Source organism: Mycolicibacterium litorale, from assembly GCF_010731695.1.
GTDB lineage: Bacteria > Actinomycetota > Actinomycetes > Mycobacteriales > Mycobacteriaceae > Mycobacterium > Mycobacterium litorale.
The window spans coordinates 323,512-340,418 of record NZ_AP022586.1; the positions used below are offsets into that span (position 1 = coordinate 323,512).

General features: G+C 70.7%; 13 protein-coding genes. 7 read left to right on the forward strand and 6 right to left on the reverse strand.

The features are described from left to right. Window positions 1-37 precede the first annotated feature (37 nt). The gene (locus tag G6N30_RS01570) at window positions 38-1,939 is read left to right on the forward strand and encodes an MFS transporter (protein WP_134060786.1); all 1,902 of its coding nucleotides are present in this window, start codon (window positions 38-40) and stop codon (window positions 1,937-1,939) included. Between the two features lie 26 nt (window positions 1,940-1,965). Here G6N30_RS01570 and G6N30_RS01575 read toward each other — a convergent pair whose 3' ends face one another. Then, complete coding sequence (locus G6N30_RS01575; RefSeq protein ID WP_134060787.1) at window positions 1,966-5,379, reverse strand: TM0106 family RecB-like putative nuclease; 3,414 nt, start codon at window positions 5,377-5,379, stop codon at window positions 1,966-1,968. A 30-nt stretch (window positions 5,380-5,409) separates the two neighbouring features. Next, window positions 5,410-5,946 (reverse strand): LppP/LprE family lipoprotein, encoded by a 537-nt coding sequence (locus G6N30_RS01580; RefSeq protein ID WP_134060873.1) that lies wholly within the window; start codon window positions 5,944-5,946, stop codon window positions 5,410-5,412. A gap of 118 nt (window positions 5,947-6,064) precedes the next feature. On the opposite strand from G6N30_RS01580, the gene G6N30_RS01585 reads away from it, so the two are divergent. From G6N30_RS01585 to G6N30_RS01595, 3 genes are all read left to right on the forward strand, one after another. Continuing rightward, window positions 6,065-7,738 carry a DEAD/DEAH box helicase gene (locus G6N30_RS01585; protein ID WP_134060788.1) on the forward strand — a complete coding sequence of 558 codons (1,674 nt, stop codon included), beginning with the start codon at window positions 6,065-6,067 and terminating at the stop codon, window positions 7,736-7,738. After that, window positions 7,735-8,898 (forward strand): acyltransferase family protein, encoded by a 1,164-nt coding sequence (locus tag G6N30_RS01590; protein WP_134060789.1) that lies wholly within the window; start codon window positions 7,735-7,737, stop codon window positions 8,896-8,898. Before G6N30_RS01585 ends, G6N30_RS01590 begins: the two co-directional genes overlap by 4 nt. Window positions 8,899-8,970: 72 nt before the next feature. Beyond that, window positions 8,971-9,687, forward strand: coding sequence for a siderophore-interacting protein (locus tag G6N30_RS01595; protein ID WP_134060790.1), 717 nt, complete (start codon window positions 8,971-8,973; stop codon window positions 9,685-9,687). On the opposite strand, the gene G6N30_RS01600 is transcribed toward G6N30_RS01595, so the two are convergent. From G6N30_RS01600 to G6N30_RS01610, 3 genes are all read right to left on the reverse strand, one after another. Next, a complete protein-coding gene (locus G6N30_RS01600) occupies window positions 9,659-10,234 on the reverse strand; it encodes a TetR/AcrR family transcriptional regulator (RefSeq protein ID WP_134060791.1) in 576 nt (191 codons plus the stop codon). The two genes, G6N30_RS01595 and G6N30_RS01600, sit on opposite strands and share 29 nt — an antisense overlap. After that, complete coding sequence (locus G6N30_RS01605; protein WP_134060792.1) at window positions 10,231-11,427, reverse strand: cytochrome P450; 1,197 nt, start codon at window positions 11,425-11,427, stop codon at window positions 10,231-10,233. Before G6N30_RS01605 ends, G6N30_RS01600 begins: the two co-directional genes overlap by 4 nt. An 80-nt stretch (window positions 11,428-11,507) precedes the next feature. Continuing rightward, entirely contained in the window at window positions 11,508-12,872 is a 1,365-nt protein-coding gene (locus G6N30_RS01610) for an FAD-binding oxidoreductase (protein WP_134060793.1), read from the reverse strand. A gap of 71 nt (window positions 12,873-12,943) precedes the next feature. Here G6N30_RS01610 and G6N30_RS01615 point away from each other — a divergent pair, with 71 nt between their 5' ends. Further along, complete coding sequence (locus tag G6N30_RS01615) at window positions 12,944-13,642, forward strand: winged helix-turn-helix transcriptional regulator (protein WP_134060794.1); 699 nt, start codon at window positions 12,944-12,946, stop codon at window positions 13,640-13,642. On the opposite strand, the gene G6N30_RS01620 is transcribed toward G6N30_RS01615, so the two are convergent. Then, complete coding sequence (locus G6N30_RS01620) at window positions 13,575-14,828, reverse strand: multidrug efflux MFS transporter Tap (protein ID WP_134060795.1); 1,254 nt, start codon at window positions 14,826-14,828, stop codon at window positions 13,575-13,577. The two genes, G6N30_RS01615 and G6N30_RS01620, sit on opposite strands and share 68 nt — an antisense overlap. A 78-nt stretch (window positions 14,829-14,906) precedes the next feature. Here G6N30_RS01620 and G6N30_RS01625 point away from each other — a divergent pair, with 78 nt between their 5' ends. Further along, on the forward strand, window positions 14,907-15,728 hold the full coding sequence (locus G6N30_RS01625) for a uracil-DNA glycosylase (RefSeq protein WP_134060796.1): 822 nt from the start codon (window positions 14,907-14,909) through the stop codon (window positions 15,726-15,728). After that, complete coding sequence (locus G6N30_RS01630; protein ID WP_134060797.1) at window positions 15,728-16,870, forward strand: FAD-dependent monooxygenase; 1,143 nt, start codon at window positions 15,728-15,730, stop codon at window positions 16,868-16,870. Before G6N30_RS01625 ends, G6N30_RS01630 begins: the two co-directional genes overlap by 1 nt. Window positions 16,871-16,907 lie beyond the last annotated feature (37 nt).

Below are 16,907 nucleotides of genomic sequence, written 5' to 3' on the forward strand. Positions count from 1 at the left end.
GTCGGCTGGATCCTTTCGATAGGCGAGTCGACTCGATATGTTCTCCACCTCTGAATCCCCACCGGGCAACCCATGGCATGCGCTGTGGGCCATGATGGTCGGCTTCTTCATGATCCTGGTCGACGCCACCATCGTGGCCGTCGCCAATCCGGTGATCATGGAGAAGCTCGGCGCCGACTACGACGCGGTGATCTGGGTGACCAGCGCCTACCTGCTGGCGTACGCGGTGCCGCTGCTGGTGGCGGGCCGGCTCGGTGACCGGTTCGGCCCGAAGAACATCTACCTGCTGGGCCTGGCGGTCTTCACCGCGGCCTCACTGTGGTGTGGGCTGTCGGGATCGATCGACACGCTGATCGCCGCTCGGGTGGTGCAGGGCATCGGCGCGGCGCTGCTGACTCCGCAGACGCTGTCGACGATCACCCGGATCTTCCCGCCGCAGCGCCGGGGCGTGGCGATGAGCGTGTGGGGTGCCACGGCCGGGGTGGCCACGCTGGTGGGCCCGCTGGCCGGCGGTGTGCTGGTCGACCACCTGGGCTGGCAGTGGATCTTCTTCGTCAACGTGCCGGTCGGGCTGATCGGTCTGGCGCTGGCGTTCTGGCGGGTGCCCGCGCTGCCGACGTCCGCGCACCGGTTCGATCTGCTCGGTGTGGCGCTGTCGGCGGTCGGCATGTTCGCGGTCGTGTTCGGGCTGCAGGAGGGGCAGTCGCACGACTGGCAGCCGTGGATCTGGGCGGTGATCGTGTCCGGCATCGCGGTGCTGGCCGGGTTCGTGTACTGGCAGTCGGTCAATCCGCACGAACCGCTGATCCCGCTGCGGATCTTCGGGGACCGCGACTTCTCGCTGTCGAGCTTCGGCGTGGCGGTGATCGGTTTCGTGGTGACCGGCATGATCGTGCCCGCGATGTTCTACGCGCAGGCGGTCTGCGGCCTGAGCCCGACCGAATCCGCGCTGCTGACCGCGCCGATGGCCATCGCCACCGGCGTGCTGGCGCCGGTGGTGGGCCGCATCGTGGACCGCGCGCATCCGCGGCCGATCATCGGGTTCGGGTTCTCTGCACTGGCGATCGCATTGACCTGGCTGTCGGTCGAGATGGCGCCGGACACCCCGATCTGGCGGCTGGTGCTGCCGTTCCTGTTCATGGGCATCGGGATGGCGTTCATCTGGTCCCCGCTGGCGGCGACGGCGACGCGCAACCTGGGCTCCGATCTCGCCGGTGCGGGGTCGGGCGTCTACAACGCGACGCGCCAGGTCGGTTCGGTGCTGGGCAGCGCGAGCATGGCGGCGTTCATGACGTCGCGGATCAGTGCGGAGATGCCCCAGGCGCGGGGGGAGGCGCCGCAGGGAGAGGGGGCGGTGTCGGCGCTGCCGGAGTTCCTCCACGTGCCCTTCGCCGCGGCGATGTCGCAATCGTTGTTGCTGCCGGCGTTCGTGGCGCTGATCGGGGTGGTGGCGGCGATCTTCCTGCGCGGCTTCGGGGAGCGGCCTGCGCCGGTTGCGGCTGCGCCGGTGGTGCGGCCCGCACCGGAGGACGACGGACACTACTTCGACGACGACGAGTACCTCGAGTACGCGGTCAGCTGGGACGACCTCGAATTCGCCGACCCGACGCCGCCGCACGCGGACGTCGGCGCCGACGAGAGCGTCACCCAGCCGCTGGTCTCCCGCGGGCAGCGTGCCACGCGCCCACAGCCGGCCCCCGATGATGATCCGTGGCGTCGGGTCCTCGACGAACTGCTGCCGGAGGTGCCGCCGGCCCGGCCCGCGGTCGAGGCGGTGGGGCACGCGCACAACGGTTTCCACGTCGAGGCGCAGGAGGATGTCGCGCCACCGCCGGCCACCAACGGCAGGCGCCGCCGTTACCGCGAGGACGGCGACGACGTCCCGGACTGGCTGCGCAGGGACAGCCCACCGTCGGGCCGCCACTCGCAGCGGGACTAGCGCGCTCGGAGAGGTTGAGCGTCCCCCTACGTGGTCAGTGACAGGAACGCGCCGAGCTCAACGAGCCCCTTCGGTGTCGAGGGCAGATACTCGGTCAGCGCGTCGGACCGCACGATCACGGCTGCGTACTTGGCCCGGCTGATCGCCACGTTCAAACGGTTTCGGTTGAGCAGGAACGAGATTCCGCGCGGGACGTCGTCGATGGACGACGCCACCATCGAGATGAACACCACCGGCGCCTGCTGGCCCTGGAACTTGTCGACGGTGCCCACCCGCACACCGGTCAGCCCCGCCCCGTCGAGCCGGTGGCGCAGCAGCACCACCTGCGCGTTGTACGGCGTCACGACCATCAAGTCCTCTTCGGTGAGCGGTCGGGTGCCGTCCTCGTCGGTCCACGCCGCACCCAGCATCAGACGGATCCGCTCGACGATCGCGCCGGCCTCCTCCGGGCTCTCCGTCGCGTTGCCGTCGTGCGGGATGGTCAGTTCCTGCACCCCGGGCGCCCACCCCTCGAGGGTGCGGGCCGCGGTCACGCCGTCGAACGATTGCAGCCGCCCGTCGTAGGACAGCCGCGACACCGCAGCGCACACCGCGGGGTGCATCCGGTAGGACACGTCCAGGAAGTACCCGCGCTCGGCGGGCAGGGTGTGCGCACCGTCGACCAGCCACCCGAGCGCGGAGGTGTCGACCGGTTCCGGATGCGTGCCCTGGCTGACCTGCGGCAGCTGTTGCGGGTCGCCGAGCAGCAGGAGGTTCGCGGCGGCCGGCGCGACGGCGATCGTGTTGGCCAGGCAGAACTGTCCGGCCTCCTCGATCACCAGCAGGTCGAGGCAGCCCCGCGGAATCCGGTTGCCGTTCGCGAAATCCCATGCGGTGCCACCGATCACACAGCCGTCGTGGTCGGCGACGAACCCGGGAAAGGCCGCCTCGTCGAGCACGGTCCAGCACGCGTCGTCGCCGTGCTTCTTCTTCGCCACCCGCGCCGCGTCCACACCCGCGCCGATGATCCCGCGGAACAGGTTCTCCACCACCGCATGCGACTGCGCCACCACACCGATCCGCCAGCGGTGGGTGTTGACCAGTGTCGCGATGATCGCCGCCGCGGTGAACGTCTTGCCCGTCCCCGGCGGGCCGTGCACCGCCAGATACGACGAGTCCAGATCGAGCAGCGCGGCCGTGACCACCTCCGGCGTGTCCGGCCCGGCGGGCAGCGGTGCGCCGCTGCGGGTCCGCGGCGGGCGGCGCAACAGGATGTCGGTGACCGCCGTGGCGGGCAGCCGCGGCAGACTCTCGACGACCTCGGCGGCCGTGGCCTCGATCGACTCGCGCAGCGCGGTCGTGCGGATCGGCGGCCCCGGCGTCAGTGCGAAGGGCAGCTGGTCGAACTCCTCGCCGTCGCGGGGTGTCCGCTCGACGATGACCACCGCGGTCGGGGCGTCGAGAGCGTCGCATTCGACGACCGTGGCGCTGCCCGCAGCGCGGCGGTCCGGATCGTCGCTGAGACCGGCCGGAGCGGGCGGCGCGTAGAGCGCGTACATCTCCCGGCCCAGCACCCCGGCGGCCATCGCGCCGGTCAACCGGACCCGCCGCTGGGGTTTGCGCGCCCGCGGCGGCGTGTGCCAGTCCGTCTCGACGCGCGCACCGCCGTCGTCGACGAGGAACACGTCGGTGCTGTCGGCCCATTCGTCGACGGGGTTGTTGAGCCGGTCGAAGTGCGACCACCAGAACGGCTTGTCCTCGCGGCGGTGGTAGCCACGGGCGGCGGCGATCATCGCGACCGCCGACTGCTCGGGTGTACGGCCCTCGAGTTCGTCCCCGGCGTAGCGGCACAGCGCGCGGTCCAAGGCGTCGACGGGTTCGGCGGTGACGCCGTCGCGGTTCACCGGCTGCGGTCCGCGCGGCGGCACCTCGCAGTCGATGGCCCGGCACACCAGCCAGTCGCGCAGTTTGCGCGTCGACGTGCAGTCGTACCGGTTGTAGTCCTCGATCTCCTTGAGCACACCGGCCGCCTCTTCGTCACGGCCGGCGGCCCGCAGCTCGCAGTGCTCCGCGTACTGGGTGATGGACGCGGCGGCCGTGGTGACGTCACCGGTGCGGAGCTGCCCACCCATGTACAGCGGTTCGAGCGATTTGAGGCTGTAGTTCGCGGTGCCGACGCGAAAACTCTTGCGCACCAACGGATACAGATCGACCAGCACGCCACTGCGCAGCAGGTCGTCGACCGCCTCCTCGCCCACTCCGTAACGCCCCGCGAGTCGCAGCAGCGCGGTCTTCTCGTAGGCGGCGTAGTGGTAGATGTGCATGTTGGGGTGGCGCTTGCGCCGTTTTCGCACCATCTCGAGGAAGTCTTCGAGCGCCCGGCGTTCCTGCGACCGGTCGTGCGCCCACAGCGGGTGGAAGGCGTCGGCGGTGTCCAGCACGCCGAACAGGTACTCCAGACCCCACTCGTGGCCGTCGTCGGTCCACAGCGGGTCGCCCTCGAAGTCGAAGAACAGGTCACCCTTGTCGGGTTCCGGCAGCAGCATCAGCGGCTGCGGGTCGGCGACCTCGTACGGCGGCTTGCCGTCGACGCGCGGCGCGATCTGCAGCCGGGCCTGCGCGCTCAGCGCGTCGACCGTGCGCGTGGGCAGTTCCGGCACGGGACCGTCGTGTTCGGCGAGTTCGGCAACGGTGGTGATCCCCGCGTCGAGGAAGCGGGCCCGCTGGCTGACCCGCATCCCGGCGACCAGCAGCAGGTCGTCCTGGGCCCGCACCTCGATGCTGCACTCCGGGCAGCGGAAGCACGCGCGGACGTCCTCGTCCTCCCAGCGCACCGGGACCCCGCCGGCGAGATGCCCGTCGAGCAGCCGTTGCAGCGCCGCGCGCCGCGGCCGGTACACCGGAAGCAGTTCGGCGAGCGGGTAGCGGGCGTTGGCGCCGTCGCCCAGCACCAGTTCCACCTCGTCGGCGACCGGCACCCCGGCCGCGGTCAGCGCGTCGGCGTAGGCGGCGAGCTGCAGCAGCGCCTCGACCTTCACCGAACGCGCCAGCTTGGTGTCGCGCAGCAGGTAGCGGTCACCGGTCAACACCAGGAAGTCGGCGAACCCGGCGAAGCGGCCGTCGAACATCGCCGCCTGGTAGATCACCGGCGCGCGGCGGGCGACGGCGCGGGTGGTGGCCTCGGCGGCGGCGGTCAGCCCGGCCACGGTGTACGGCGGTCGGCCGATGACGGTGACGTTGTGGTCCGCGTCGGCCCTCAGCTCGTCGAGGTGGCGCTGTTCGTGCTCGTCACCGAGGACGGCGGTACGGGCCAGCAGGTCGTCCTCGACGACGACCGGCGGACCCCACCCCAGCCGGGCGTCGAAGGAGCGCAGCAGCGCGTACTCGCAGCGGGCCGCCGCGGCGAGATCGGATGCGCTGTAGATGACGTGATCGTGCGCCCCAACGGATTCGACGAACACGACAGCCACTGTAGGGCAGCGGTCCGACAGCTAGCCGGTGTTGCCGATCAGCTCGACGCCGTTGCCGTTCCAGCGGAACCGCACGATGCTGGCCAGCCCGTCGACCTCGCCGGAGTAGCGCAGGGCGACGGTGTCGCCGGTGGTGCCCGCCGGGTCGAGGCCGTTGAAGCCGTAGGTGTCGGGCACCCCGGTGGGGATGAACTTGCCGAGGTGGAACATCACCGCGCGGGTATTGGGGTTCTCGGCGTTGGTGTTGGCGCGCACGATCACCGCCGACAGTTGCGCGCACTCGTTGTAGTTGCCGGCCACGGGTTCGGGGCTCCACGCCTGGTTGCTGCGCGGATCGCGGGGTAGTTCGGAGACGGCCTTGGCGATCTCGGGGGCGGCGAGGTTGACCGCGCAGGGATCGGCGGGGCCCGGCGCCGGCGGCGGGGGACCGACGGTCGGGGCGATGCTGGGGGTGGTGACGGCGGGCGGAGGCGCCGCCGCCTCGGGGGTTTTCGACACCGTCGAATCGCCGGAGCCGCAGCCGACGAGGGTCGACAGTGCGGCGGTACTCACGGCGATACCGACCGCGATCGAGACCACCCGTTTCACAACAGCGCACCGTACCGGGATCGCCCGCGAGGTTCGAACAGGCGCGCTGGGCGGAAGTCGCGCGGTGGCGCATTAGACTGGGCACGTTATGACGTCGTCTGAACCGGACTCCACCGGCACCGAAACCACCTTCGCTGACCTGCAGATTCACCCTTCGGTGTTGCAGGCGGTGACCGACGTCGGGTACGAGACGCCGTCGGCCATCCAGGCGGCGACCATTCCGGCGATCCTCGCCGGGTCGGATGTCGTCGGCCTCGCGCAGACGGGCACGGGCAAGACCGCGGCGTTCGCGATTCCCATCCTGTCGAAGATCGACACCAGCAGCCGGAACACGCAGGCGCTGGTCCTGGCCCCGACGCGCGAGCTCGCGCTGCAGGTCGCCGAGGCGTTCGGCCGCTACGGCGCCCACCTGAACGTCAACGTCCTGCCGGTTTACGGCGGCTCGTCGTACGGTCCGCAGCTGGCCGGTCTGAAGCGGGGCGCGCAGGTCGTGGTCGGTACGCCGGGCCGGGTGATCGACCATCTGGACAAGGGCAGCCTCGACCTCTCGCACCTGGACTACATGGTGCTCGACGAGGCCGACGAGATGCTGCAGATGGGCTTCGCCGAGGATGTCGAGCGCATCCTCGCCGATACGCCCGAGTACAAGCAGGTTGCGCTGTTCTCCGCGACGATGCCGCCGGCCATCAAGAAGATCACCGCCAAGTACCTGCACGATCCGGTCGAGGTGACGGTCAAGGCGAAGACGCAGACAGCCGAGAACATCACGCAGCGCTACCTGCAGGTGTCGTACCCCCGCAAGATGGACGCGCTGACCCGGCTGCTCGAGGTCGAGCAGGGCGACGGGATGATCGTGTTCGTCCGCACCAAGCAGGCCACCGAGGAGGTCGCCGAGAAGCTGCGGGCACGCGGATTCGCGGCAGCGGCCATCAACGGCGACATCCCGCAGGCCGTGCGGGAACGCACCATCGCGCAGCTCAAGGACGGCTCGATCGACATCCTGGTCGCCACCGACGTCGCCGCCCGCGGTCTGGACGTGGAGCGGATCTCCCACGTGGTGAACTTCGACATCCCGCACGACCCCGAGTCCTACGTGCACCGCATCGGGCGCACCGGCCGCGCCGGGCGGTCGGGCACCGCGCTGCTCTTCGTCACCCCGCGCGAACGGCATCTGCTGAACGCGATCGAACGGGTCACCCGGCAGAAGCTCGTCGAGATCCAGCTGCCGTCGGTCGACGACGTCAACGCCCAGCGGGTGGAGAAGTTCCGCGACTCGATCAGCGAGGCGCTCAACGCGCCGGGCACCGACCTGTTCCGCCGCCTCATCGAGGACTACGAACGCGACAACAACGTGCCGGTGGCCGACATCGCCGCGGCGCTGGCCGTGCAGTCCCGCAACGGCGAGGCGTTCCTCATGACCGAGCCGCCGCCGGAGAAGCGGCGCGAGCGTCCCGCCCGGGAGGACACCGGCCCACGCAAGCCGCGCGACCGGACGAGGGAGGACCTCGCCACCTACCGCATCGCCGTCGGCAAGCGGCACAAGGTGATGCCCGGCGCGATCGTGGGGGCGATCGCCAACGAGGGCGGCCTCAACCGCAGCGATTTCGGCCACATCTCGATCAAGCCGGAGTACTCGCTGGTCGAACTGCCGGCCAACCTGTCGAAGGACACCCTCAAGAAGCTGGAACGCACACGGATTCAGGGCATGCTGATCAACCTCGAACCCGATCGCGGGCCCAAGGCGCGCCGCAAGCGCAAATGACCGCTCCCCGGGGCGTGCACGAGCCCGTCTCGGCCGGCCCGGCCCAGGGCGGGCTCGAGTCCGTCTCGGCCGCGGAGCGCGTGTCATCGCTGACCGGGGTGCGTGCCGTCGCGGCGCTGCTGGTGGTGTTGACGCACGCCGCCTACACCACCGGCAAGTATTCGCAGGGCTTCGCGGGGCTGGTCTATTCGCGCATGGAGATCGGGGTGCCGATCTTCTTCGTGCTCTCGGGTTTCCTGCTGTTCCGGCCCTGGGTGCAGGCGGCCGCGCGCGGTGGTCCGCCGCCGTCGGTGCGCCGCTACGCCTGGCATCGCGTCCGCCGCATCATGCCGGCGTACGCCGTCACCGTGGTCGCGGCCTACCTCGTCTACCACTTCCGCACGGCGGGGCCGAATCCCGGGCACACCTGGGAGGGCCTGTTCCGCAACCTGACCCTGACGCAGATCTACACCGACGACTACCTGTATTCGTTCCTGCACCAGGGACTGACGCAGATGTGGAGCCTGGCCGTCGAGGCGGCGTTCTACGTCGTGCTGCCCGCGCTGGCCTACGTGCTGCTGGTGGTGCTGTGCCGACGCGCGTGGCGGCCCGGTCTGCTGTTGGCCGGCCTGGCGGCGTGCGCGGCCGTCTCACCGCTGTGGCTGTGGCTGGTGCACAGCGCCGACTGGCTGCCCGACGGCGCCCGGCTCTGGCTGCCGACCTATCTGGCGTGGTTCGTCGGCGGCATGCTGCTGGCGGTGCTGCAGCCGATGGGGGTGCGGGTGTACGCGCTGGCGGCCATCCCGCTGGCGGTCGTCTGCTACCTCATCGCCTCCACGCCGATCGCCGGGGAACCCACGACCTCGCCGGCCGAACTGCGCGAGGCGCTGGCGAAGACCGCGTTCTACGCGGTGATCGCGACGCTGACGGTGGCGCCGCTGGCGCTCGGCAACCGCGGCCTGTACGCGCGGCTGCTGGCGAGCCGGCCGATCGTCTTCCTCGGTGAGATCTCCTACGAGATCTTCCTGATCCACCTGATCACGATGGAGGTGGTGATGGTGGAGATCCTGCGGTACCCGATCTACACGGGGTCCGTCGTGTGGCTGTTCGTCGGCACGATGGTGGTGACGATCCCGCTGGCGTGGGTGCTGCACCGGTTCACCCGGGTCGCCCCGCGCTGACCGACGGACCGGCGTCCCTGCCGCTGCATTAGGTTAAGCTGCCCTAAGTTGTCGAGACGAAGGGTGGATGTCATGTCCGACAAGAAACCGTCGCGCGGATTCAGCGGCGCAGTGCTCAAGCTCATGCGCGCCGGCGACTACACGTTCACGGTCACCGGTAAGCACGAGGTGGGACCGCACTATCTGCGGCTGAACTTCACCGCGGGCGGCATGCTCGCCGAGAACCCGCCGCACCCGACGCAGTGGCTGCGGGTGTGGTTCGCCGACGGCGACAAACAACACCAGCGCGGTTACACCCTGGTCAACCCGGATCCGGCCGGTGACACCGTGGACATCGAGTTCGCGCTGCACGACGGCGTGGCCTCGCAGTGGGCGCGCGACGCGCAGCCCGGCGACACCCTCGACATCACCGTGCTGGGCAGCAACTTCGCACTGCCCGAGCCGCGCCCGGCCGGTTACGTCATCGTCGGCGACACCGCATCGCTGCCCGCGATCAACTCGCTGCTGACCGCCGTCGGGGACGCCCCGGCGAGGGTGTTCCTCGAGGCCGGTCACGAGGAGGACAAGCAACTGCCGGTGGTCCGCAGTTCGGACGTCACCTGGGTGGACCGCAAGAACGCCGGTGAGGCGCTGATCGAGACGGTCGCCGCGGCGGCCTTCGACGCGGCCGACCACTTCGGCTGGGTGGCGTGCGACAACCGCACCACCCGTGCGGTGGCCAAGGTGCTACGCGAGGACTACAAGATCCCGAAGAAGTCCATCAAGGCCCAGGCGTACTGGCAGGTCTGACCGCCGACTCGCCGAGCACCACGGGCGCGACGAACTCCGCGAGCATCGCGCGTTCGTCGTCGTCGTCGCGGCCCGGGAACAGCAGCAGCGACGTCAGTACCCGGACCAGCCAGCGGGCCCGTCGTTCGACATCGTCTCCGTCGACGTCGTCCGTGTCGCCCAGGGACCGCACGAACGTCTCGACCATCGCCTTGACGACCTCGGACCGCGCGGCCCACTCACCGCCGATCGGCCGCGCCGTCGGGGCGAACCACGATGACAGCGCGGGGTTCTCGCGCACGCTGCGCAACGCGGTGACGGTGCCCTCGATGAGCCGCTGGGTGGGGTCCGCCATCCCGCCGACCTGTTCGGCGAGGACGCGGTACAGCCGCTGGGCCTCGCGGTGGACGTAGGCGGTGTGCAGGGTGTCGCGGCTGTCGAAGTGCCGGTAGAGCGTGGCGCGCGAACAACCGGCCGCCTTGGCGATGTCGTTCATGCCGACGCTCGCGGCGTCGCGTTCGGCGAACAGCCGCTCGGCCGCGTCGAGGATGCGGTCGGCGGCCGTCACAGCGCGAACGGAACCGACAGCGGCCGCCGCACGTAACTGCCCCCGGCCCAGACGATCCGGTCTTCGTCGACGGTGAAGTCCGGGCAGCGGGCGAGCAGCTCGGTGAGCGCGACGCGGGATTGCATGCGGGCCGCGGCCGCGCCCAGGCAGAAGTGCGCGCCGTGGCTGAACGTCAGGATGTTGCGCGGTCGGCGGGTCACGTCGAGTTCGCCTGCGTCCGAGCCGAATTCGCGCTCGTCGCGGTTGGCCGACCCGTAGAGCAGCAGCACCTTGCGGCCGGCGGGGATCGTGGTGTCACCGATGGTCACGTCGCGGGTCGCGGTGCGGGCCAGCCCCTGCACCGGTGAGGTGAGCCGCAGGAATTCGTCGACGGCGTCGCCGATGAGTGCGGGCTCCGCCACGAGCAGCCGCCGCTGGTCGGGGCGCTGATGCAGCAGTTGCACTGTGCCGCCGAGCATTCCGGTGGTGGTGTCGTTACCCCCGGTGACCATCGTGAACGTGAACGCCAGTACCGGCAGCACATCCACGCCGGCGGCCACGAGGTGGCTGATCGTGTCGTCGGCGGGTTCGCGACGGCGCCGTTCGATCAGCTCGGCGAAGTACCCCGCCATCGCGCCGATCGCGTCGCCTGCCGCGGCCACGCCGCCGGATTCGGTGTTGGCCGCCACGATCGCCTCGGTCCACCCGTCGAACTGCGCGCGGTCGGCCTCCGGCACGCCCAGGTAGTGCGCGACGACCATCGACGGCAGCGGTTTGAACAGTTCCCGCACGATGTCGCCGCCGCCGTTGGCGCGCAGCGTTTCGATGCGCTCGACGACGAACGCCCGCACCGCCGGTTCGACGGCCTCCACCTGACGGGGCGTGAACCCGCGGGACACCAGCTTGCGGAACTCGGTGTGCACCGGCGGGTCCTGCATCACGAACGGCGGGTTGTCGGCAAGGCCGATCAGCTCCAGTTCGCCGTAGTTGACGGTCAGGCCGTGGGCGGACGAGAACGTCTCGTGGTCACGTGCCGCGCGCCAGACGTCGGCGTGCCGGGACAGGACGTAGTAGTCGAGGTCGGGCGTATCGGGCGGGACGACGTGGTGCACGGGATCGGAGTCGCGCAGTGCCGCGTACATCGACCAGGGCTCCCGCCACGTCTCGGCCGTCGCCAGTTCGAACCGGGCTCGATGAGACACATTCGCCGTCATGTCTCATGACTACCACGCCTGCGTGTGGTTTGTGCACGAAAACGCGCGCCCACCGCGCGAAAGCGTGCACAAATCGCCGGCTAGAACGCCGCGCCCGGGTTCAGGATCGCGCCCGGGTCCAGTGCGTGTTTGATGCGGCGGTTGAGTTCCATCGCGTCCGGACCGATCTGTCCGGCCAGCCACGGCCGCTTCAGCCGTCCGACACCGTGCTCGCCGGTGATCGTTCCGCCCAGCCCGACGGCGAGGTCCATGATCTCGCCGAACGCGATCTGCGCGCGTTCGGCCATCGCCGGGTCGGCGGGGTCGAACACGATGAGCGGATGGGTATTGCCGTCCCCGGCGTGGGCGATCACCGAGATCAGCACATCGCGGTCGGCGGCGATCTTGTCGATGCCCGCGCACAGGTCCGCGAGCCTGGGCACCGGCACACCGACGTCTTCGAGCAGTAGTGACCCCTTCAGCTCGACCGCGGGGATCGCGAACCGACGGGCCGCCACGAACGCCTCACCCTCGTCGGGGTCCGAGGTCGAGAAGACCTCTGTCGCACCGGCTTCGGTGAAGACCTGCGCCATGAACGCGGCGTCCTCCCCGCCGGCGGCGCCGCGGTCGTCGGAGGCGGCGACCATCATCGCCGCGGCGTTGCGGTCCAGCCCCATCCGCAGTTTGTCCTCGACGGCGTTGATCGCGACGGCGTCCATGAACTCGAGCATCGACGGCCGGATGCGGCCGGTGATCGTGACGACGGCGCCCGCCGCCGCCTCCACCGAATCGAACGTCGCGACCACCGTGCACGGTGACGGCTGCGGGGGCAGCAGCCGCAGCGTGACCTCCGTGATCACGCCGAGCGTGCCTTCGCTGCCCACGAACAGCTTGGTCAGCGACAGGCCGGCGACGTCCTTGAGCCGCGGACCGCCGAGGCGCACCGCGGTGCCGTCGGCCAGCACCACCTGCAGGCCCAGCACGTAATCGGTGGTGACGCCGTACTTCACACAGCACAGCCCACCGGCGTTGGTGGCGATGTTGCCGCCGATGCTGCAGATCTCGTACGACGACGGGTCGGGCGGATACCACAGCCCGTACTCGGCGACGGTCTTCTTCACCTCGGCGTTGAGCAGGCCGGGCTGGCACACCGCGGTGCGGGTGACCGGGTCGACGGTGATGTCGCGCATCTTCTCCGTCGACAGCACGATCGCGCCGTCGAGTGCGGTCGCCCCGCCGGACAGGCCGGTGCCCATGCCGCGGGGGACCACCGCGACCTGATGCGCCGACGCCCAGCGCAGCACCGCCTGCACCTCCTCGGTGCGGGTGGGGCGCACCACGGCCAGCGCGGTGCCCGCATGCGGATCGGCGGCCCGGTCCTGCCGGTAGGAGGCCACGATGTCGGGATCGGTGACGACGACACCGTCGGGCAGTTCGGCGATCAGTTCGCTCAGCGCGGGGCTCACAGCGCCATGGTAGGTCGGTGCATTCCCCGAGTAACCGCTTGGAGCGCCGCCGATCGCACTACGTTCGACGCATGCCCCGCTCCTACGGTCAGCACTGCCCGCTGGCCAAGAGCCTCGACCTGGTCGGTGACCGGTGGACGCTGCTGATCGTGCGCGAGTTGCTCGACCGGCCGCGCCGCTACGGCGACCTGTTGAGCGGGCTCGCGCCGATCGCCACCGACATGCTCGCCGGGCGGTTGCGCGATCTCGAGCGCAACGGTCTTGTGGTCAAACGGGAGCTGCCGCGGCCGGCGTCGGCCAACGTCTACGACCTGACCGCCGACGGTCGCGCGCTCGAAGAGGTCGTCGACGCCTTCGCCCGGTGGGGCAGGCATCTGCTCACCACCCGCACACCGACCGATGTGGTGCGCCCGGAGTGGTTGGCCCGCGCCGTGCGCGCCTACGTGCGGGAGGACCGGACCGGGCCCGATCTGGTGCTACGGCTCGCGACGCCCCAGGGCGGTGCGACCGTGCGGATCGGCGCCGGACGGGTGGAGACGGTGGGCGACGGTGACGCGGCCATCGCGCCGGACGTCGTGATGACCGGTGAGGTGGACGTGCTGGCCGCCGCGACCGATCCGCGGCGGGTCGACGATCTGGTCGCCGCGGGCCGGCTGCACGTCGCCGGGGCGCCCGAGGCCCTGCGGCAGCTGGCGGCGGTGTTCAGCCCGCCTCGGGTCCGGGTCGAAGCGGGGCCGGCTCCGGGTCGAGTTGGCGCAGCGCGGGCATGAAGATCGCGGCCAGGCCGAGCGCGAGCATCGGCAGCGAGAGGGCGAGGAAGGTCACCGACAGGCCGGCGCGGTCGGCCAGCGGGCCGGCCACCACCAGACCGAGCGGACCGGCCGCGTAGGCCAGCGATCCCATCACCCCGACCACCCGGCCGCGCAGGTGCGCGGGCGCCCGCGTCTGCATGACGTAGTTGTAGATCGGCGCGATCGGCCCGTAGACCAGCCCGACGATCGCCGACAGCACCAGGATCACCGGCAGCGGCGGCAGGAACGCGATCACCGTCATCGCGACACCGAGGGTGATCACCGCGGTGAGCATCACCGTGCGGCGGTTGGCGTACCGCGACAGCACCGCGTAGCCCAGCGCACCGACCAGCCCGCCGATCGACAGCGCCATCAGCACCCAGCCCAGCTGTGCCGGTTGGTCGCGGTCGGTGAAGTACTTCGGGAACAGCACGCTCTCCATCGGCATGTACAGCCCGGTGGCGATCAGGTCGACGACGGCCAGCGTGCGCAATACGGGTGTGCGCCAGACGAATCCGAGGCCCTCGACGATGCCCGCCCACACCCGCTCCGGCAGCTGGTCGCGGTCGGGCCGGCCGGCCCCTTCCAGCCGCAGCGGCGCGATCGCAGCGATGGACAGCACGAACGCGCCCGCGGTCACCCACATCGTGTCCACGCCGCCCATCGTCGCGATCAGCAGGCCGCCGATACCCGGGCCGACGATGTAGGCGAGGTTGAACACCGCCTCGTAGACGCTGTTGGCGTGGTCGAGGGTCCAGCCGGCCCGGTGGGCGGCCTCGGGCAGCATGGTCTCGCGCGCGGTCATCCCGGCCGGATCGAAGAACGCGCCCAGCGCGGCGAGCGCGGCGAGCACCGCCACGTTGACCGCGTCCACACCGAAGGTGAGCGCGATGATCGGCACCGCCGCCACGGACATCGCGGACAGGGCGTCGGAGAGCATCGACACCCGCCGCCGGCCCAGATAGTCGACGGCGGCGCCGGCAATCAGCGTCGCGACCAGCAGCGGCAGCGTGCCGGCCATCGCGACGATCGATGCGTCGACCGCTGACCCGTTGCGCTGCAACACCAACCAGGGGAAGGCGACCAGCGAGATACCGTTACCCGCTCCCGCGGTCAACGCCGAGAACAAGATGAGGAACAGCGGGCCGCGCGTGGAGGTGGTCATGGGCTATCGCGGCCGAATGTAGCAGCGCACGCGGCGGTTCATCGACGGAATTTCCCCCAGGCCGGGCACAGTGGAGGCGTGCAGTTGCCCCACCCGCGCACCGGCGTCCGGTATCCGTCACCCGTGCCGCCGGGCACCGGATGGCCGGGTGATCCGGCGACCGCCGCGACGGTGGTGACGGAATCGGCGGCCGCGGTGGAGTCGCTGGCGTCGGCGGTGCAATCGCTCGGCGAACTCGACGCGCTGGTGTCGGTGTGCCGGGCGTGCCCGCGGCTGGTGGAGTGGCGCGAGGAGGCTGCCGCGGTCAAACGCAAGTCGTTCGCCGATCAGCCGTACTGGGGCAGACCCGCACCCGGTTGGGGTGACGCCCACCCCCGCATCATGGTGGTCGGCCTCGCCCCGGCCGCCCACGGTGCCAACCGCACTGGCCGGATCTTCACCGGGGACCGCTCCGGCGACTTCCTGTTCGCCGCACTGCACCGGGCGGGTCTGGCCAACCAGACGCTGTGCGTCGACGCCGCAGACGGGTTGGAGCTCAACGACGTTCGGATGGCGGCCGCGGTCAGGTGCGCCCCGCCGGCCAATGCGCCCACCCCGGCGGAGCGGGCGACGTGCGCACCGTGGCTGGACACGGAGTGGCGGCTGATCCGGGACGAGGTGAAGGTGGTCGTCGCGCTGGGCGGCTTTGCGTGGAAGGCGGCGCTGCAGATGCTGCGCCGTGGCGGTGTTGCCGTGCCGGTACCTGCGCCGACGTTCGGCCACCTCGCCGCGGCGGACCTCGGGGACGTGACGCTGGTCGGCTGCTACCACCCCAGCCAGCAAAATACGTTTACCGGCAAGCTCACTCCGGCGATGATGGACGACGTTTTCACCGCCGCGAAGGAGAGGGCAGGGATCTGATGGCCACTGTGCTGGTGTCCGGCGCCTCCGTCGCCGGGACGGCGACCGCGTATTGGCTGCGCCGGCAGGGGCATTCGGTCACCGTCGTCGAGCGGCATCCGGGCCTGCGGCCGGGCGGGCAGGCCATCGACGTACGCGGGCCTGCGTTGACGGTCCTCGACCGGATGGGCCTGCTCGACGCGGTCCGCGCCCGGGCCATCGCGTTCCGCGGCATGTCGGCGGTGGACGCCGCGGGCGCGGAGATCTCCCGCGACACCGAGAAGACGGCGACCGGCGGGCTGATCGGCAGTCCGGACATCGAGATCCTGCGCGACGACCTGGTCGACGTGCTGCACGCCGCGGTGCCCGACGTCGACTTCGTGTTCGGCGACACCGTCGCCGCGCTCGACGACACCGGTGAGGCCGTGCACGTCGAATTCGAGCGCGCCGCGCCGCAGACCTTCGACCTCGTCGTCGGGGCCGACGGTCTGCACTCGGCCGTGCGGCGGCTGGCGTTCGGGCCGGAGGAGGACTTCCTCCGGCGCATGGGGATGTTCCTCGCGGTCTGCACGATCGACAACATCCTCGGCCTCGACCACTGGCAGACGTGGTTCGTCGAACGGGAGCCCGAGCTGTTCTGTGGGCTCTACAGCGCGCGGGACGACACCGAGGCGCGGGTCATGTTCGGCTTCACCGACACGCACCTGCGCCTCGACTATCGCGACGGAGTGGCACAGCGTGCGGAGATCGAACGGCGCTTCGCCGGCACCGGCGCCTTCGTCGACCGGCTGCTCGACCTCACGCGCGACGCCACCGACTTCTACTGCGACGAGGCCGCGCAGATCGTCATGGACCGGTGGTCTGCGGGGCGCATCGCGCTGGTGGGCGACGCCGCGCACTGCGCGTCACCGCTGTCGGGGCAGGGGTCCAGCCTGGCCCTCATCGGCGCCTACGTTCTCGGCGGAGAACTCGGCGCCGCCCACGGCGACCACGTCCGCGGGTTCACCCGGTACGAGGCGGCGTTGCGCGGCTACGTGGCCGACAACCAGGCCCTCGCGTTCGAGGACAGCAGCGACGACGACACCTGGTGGGACCGCTTCTACCCGGTGGTCAACGGGCTGGTGCTCGGCGACTATCCCGACCGCGCCGTCGCCGGGCGCTGAGGATCACCGCCCGCCCGGGGAACGCCGGGGCGTGCGA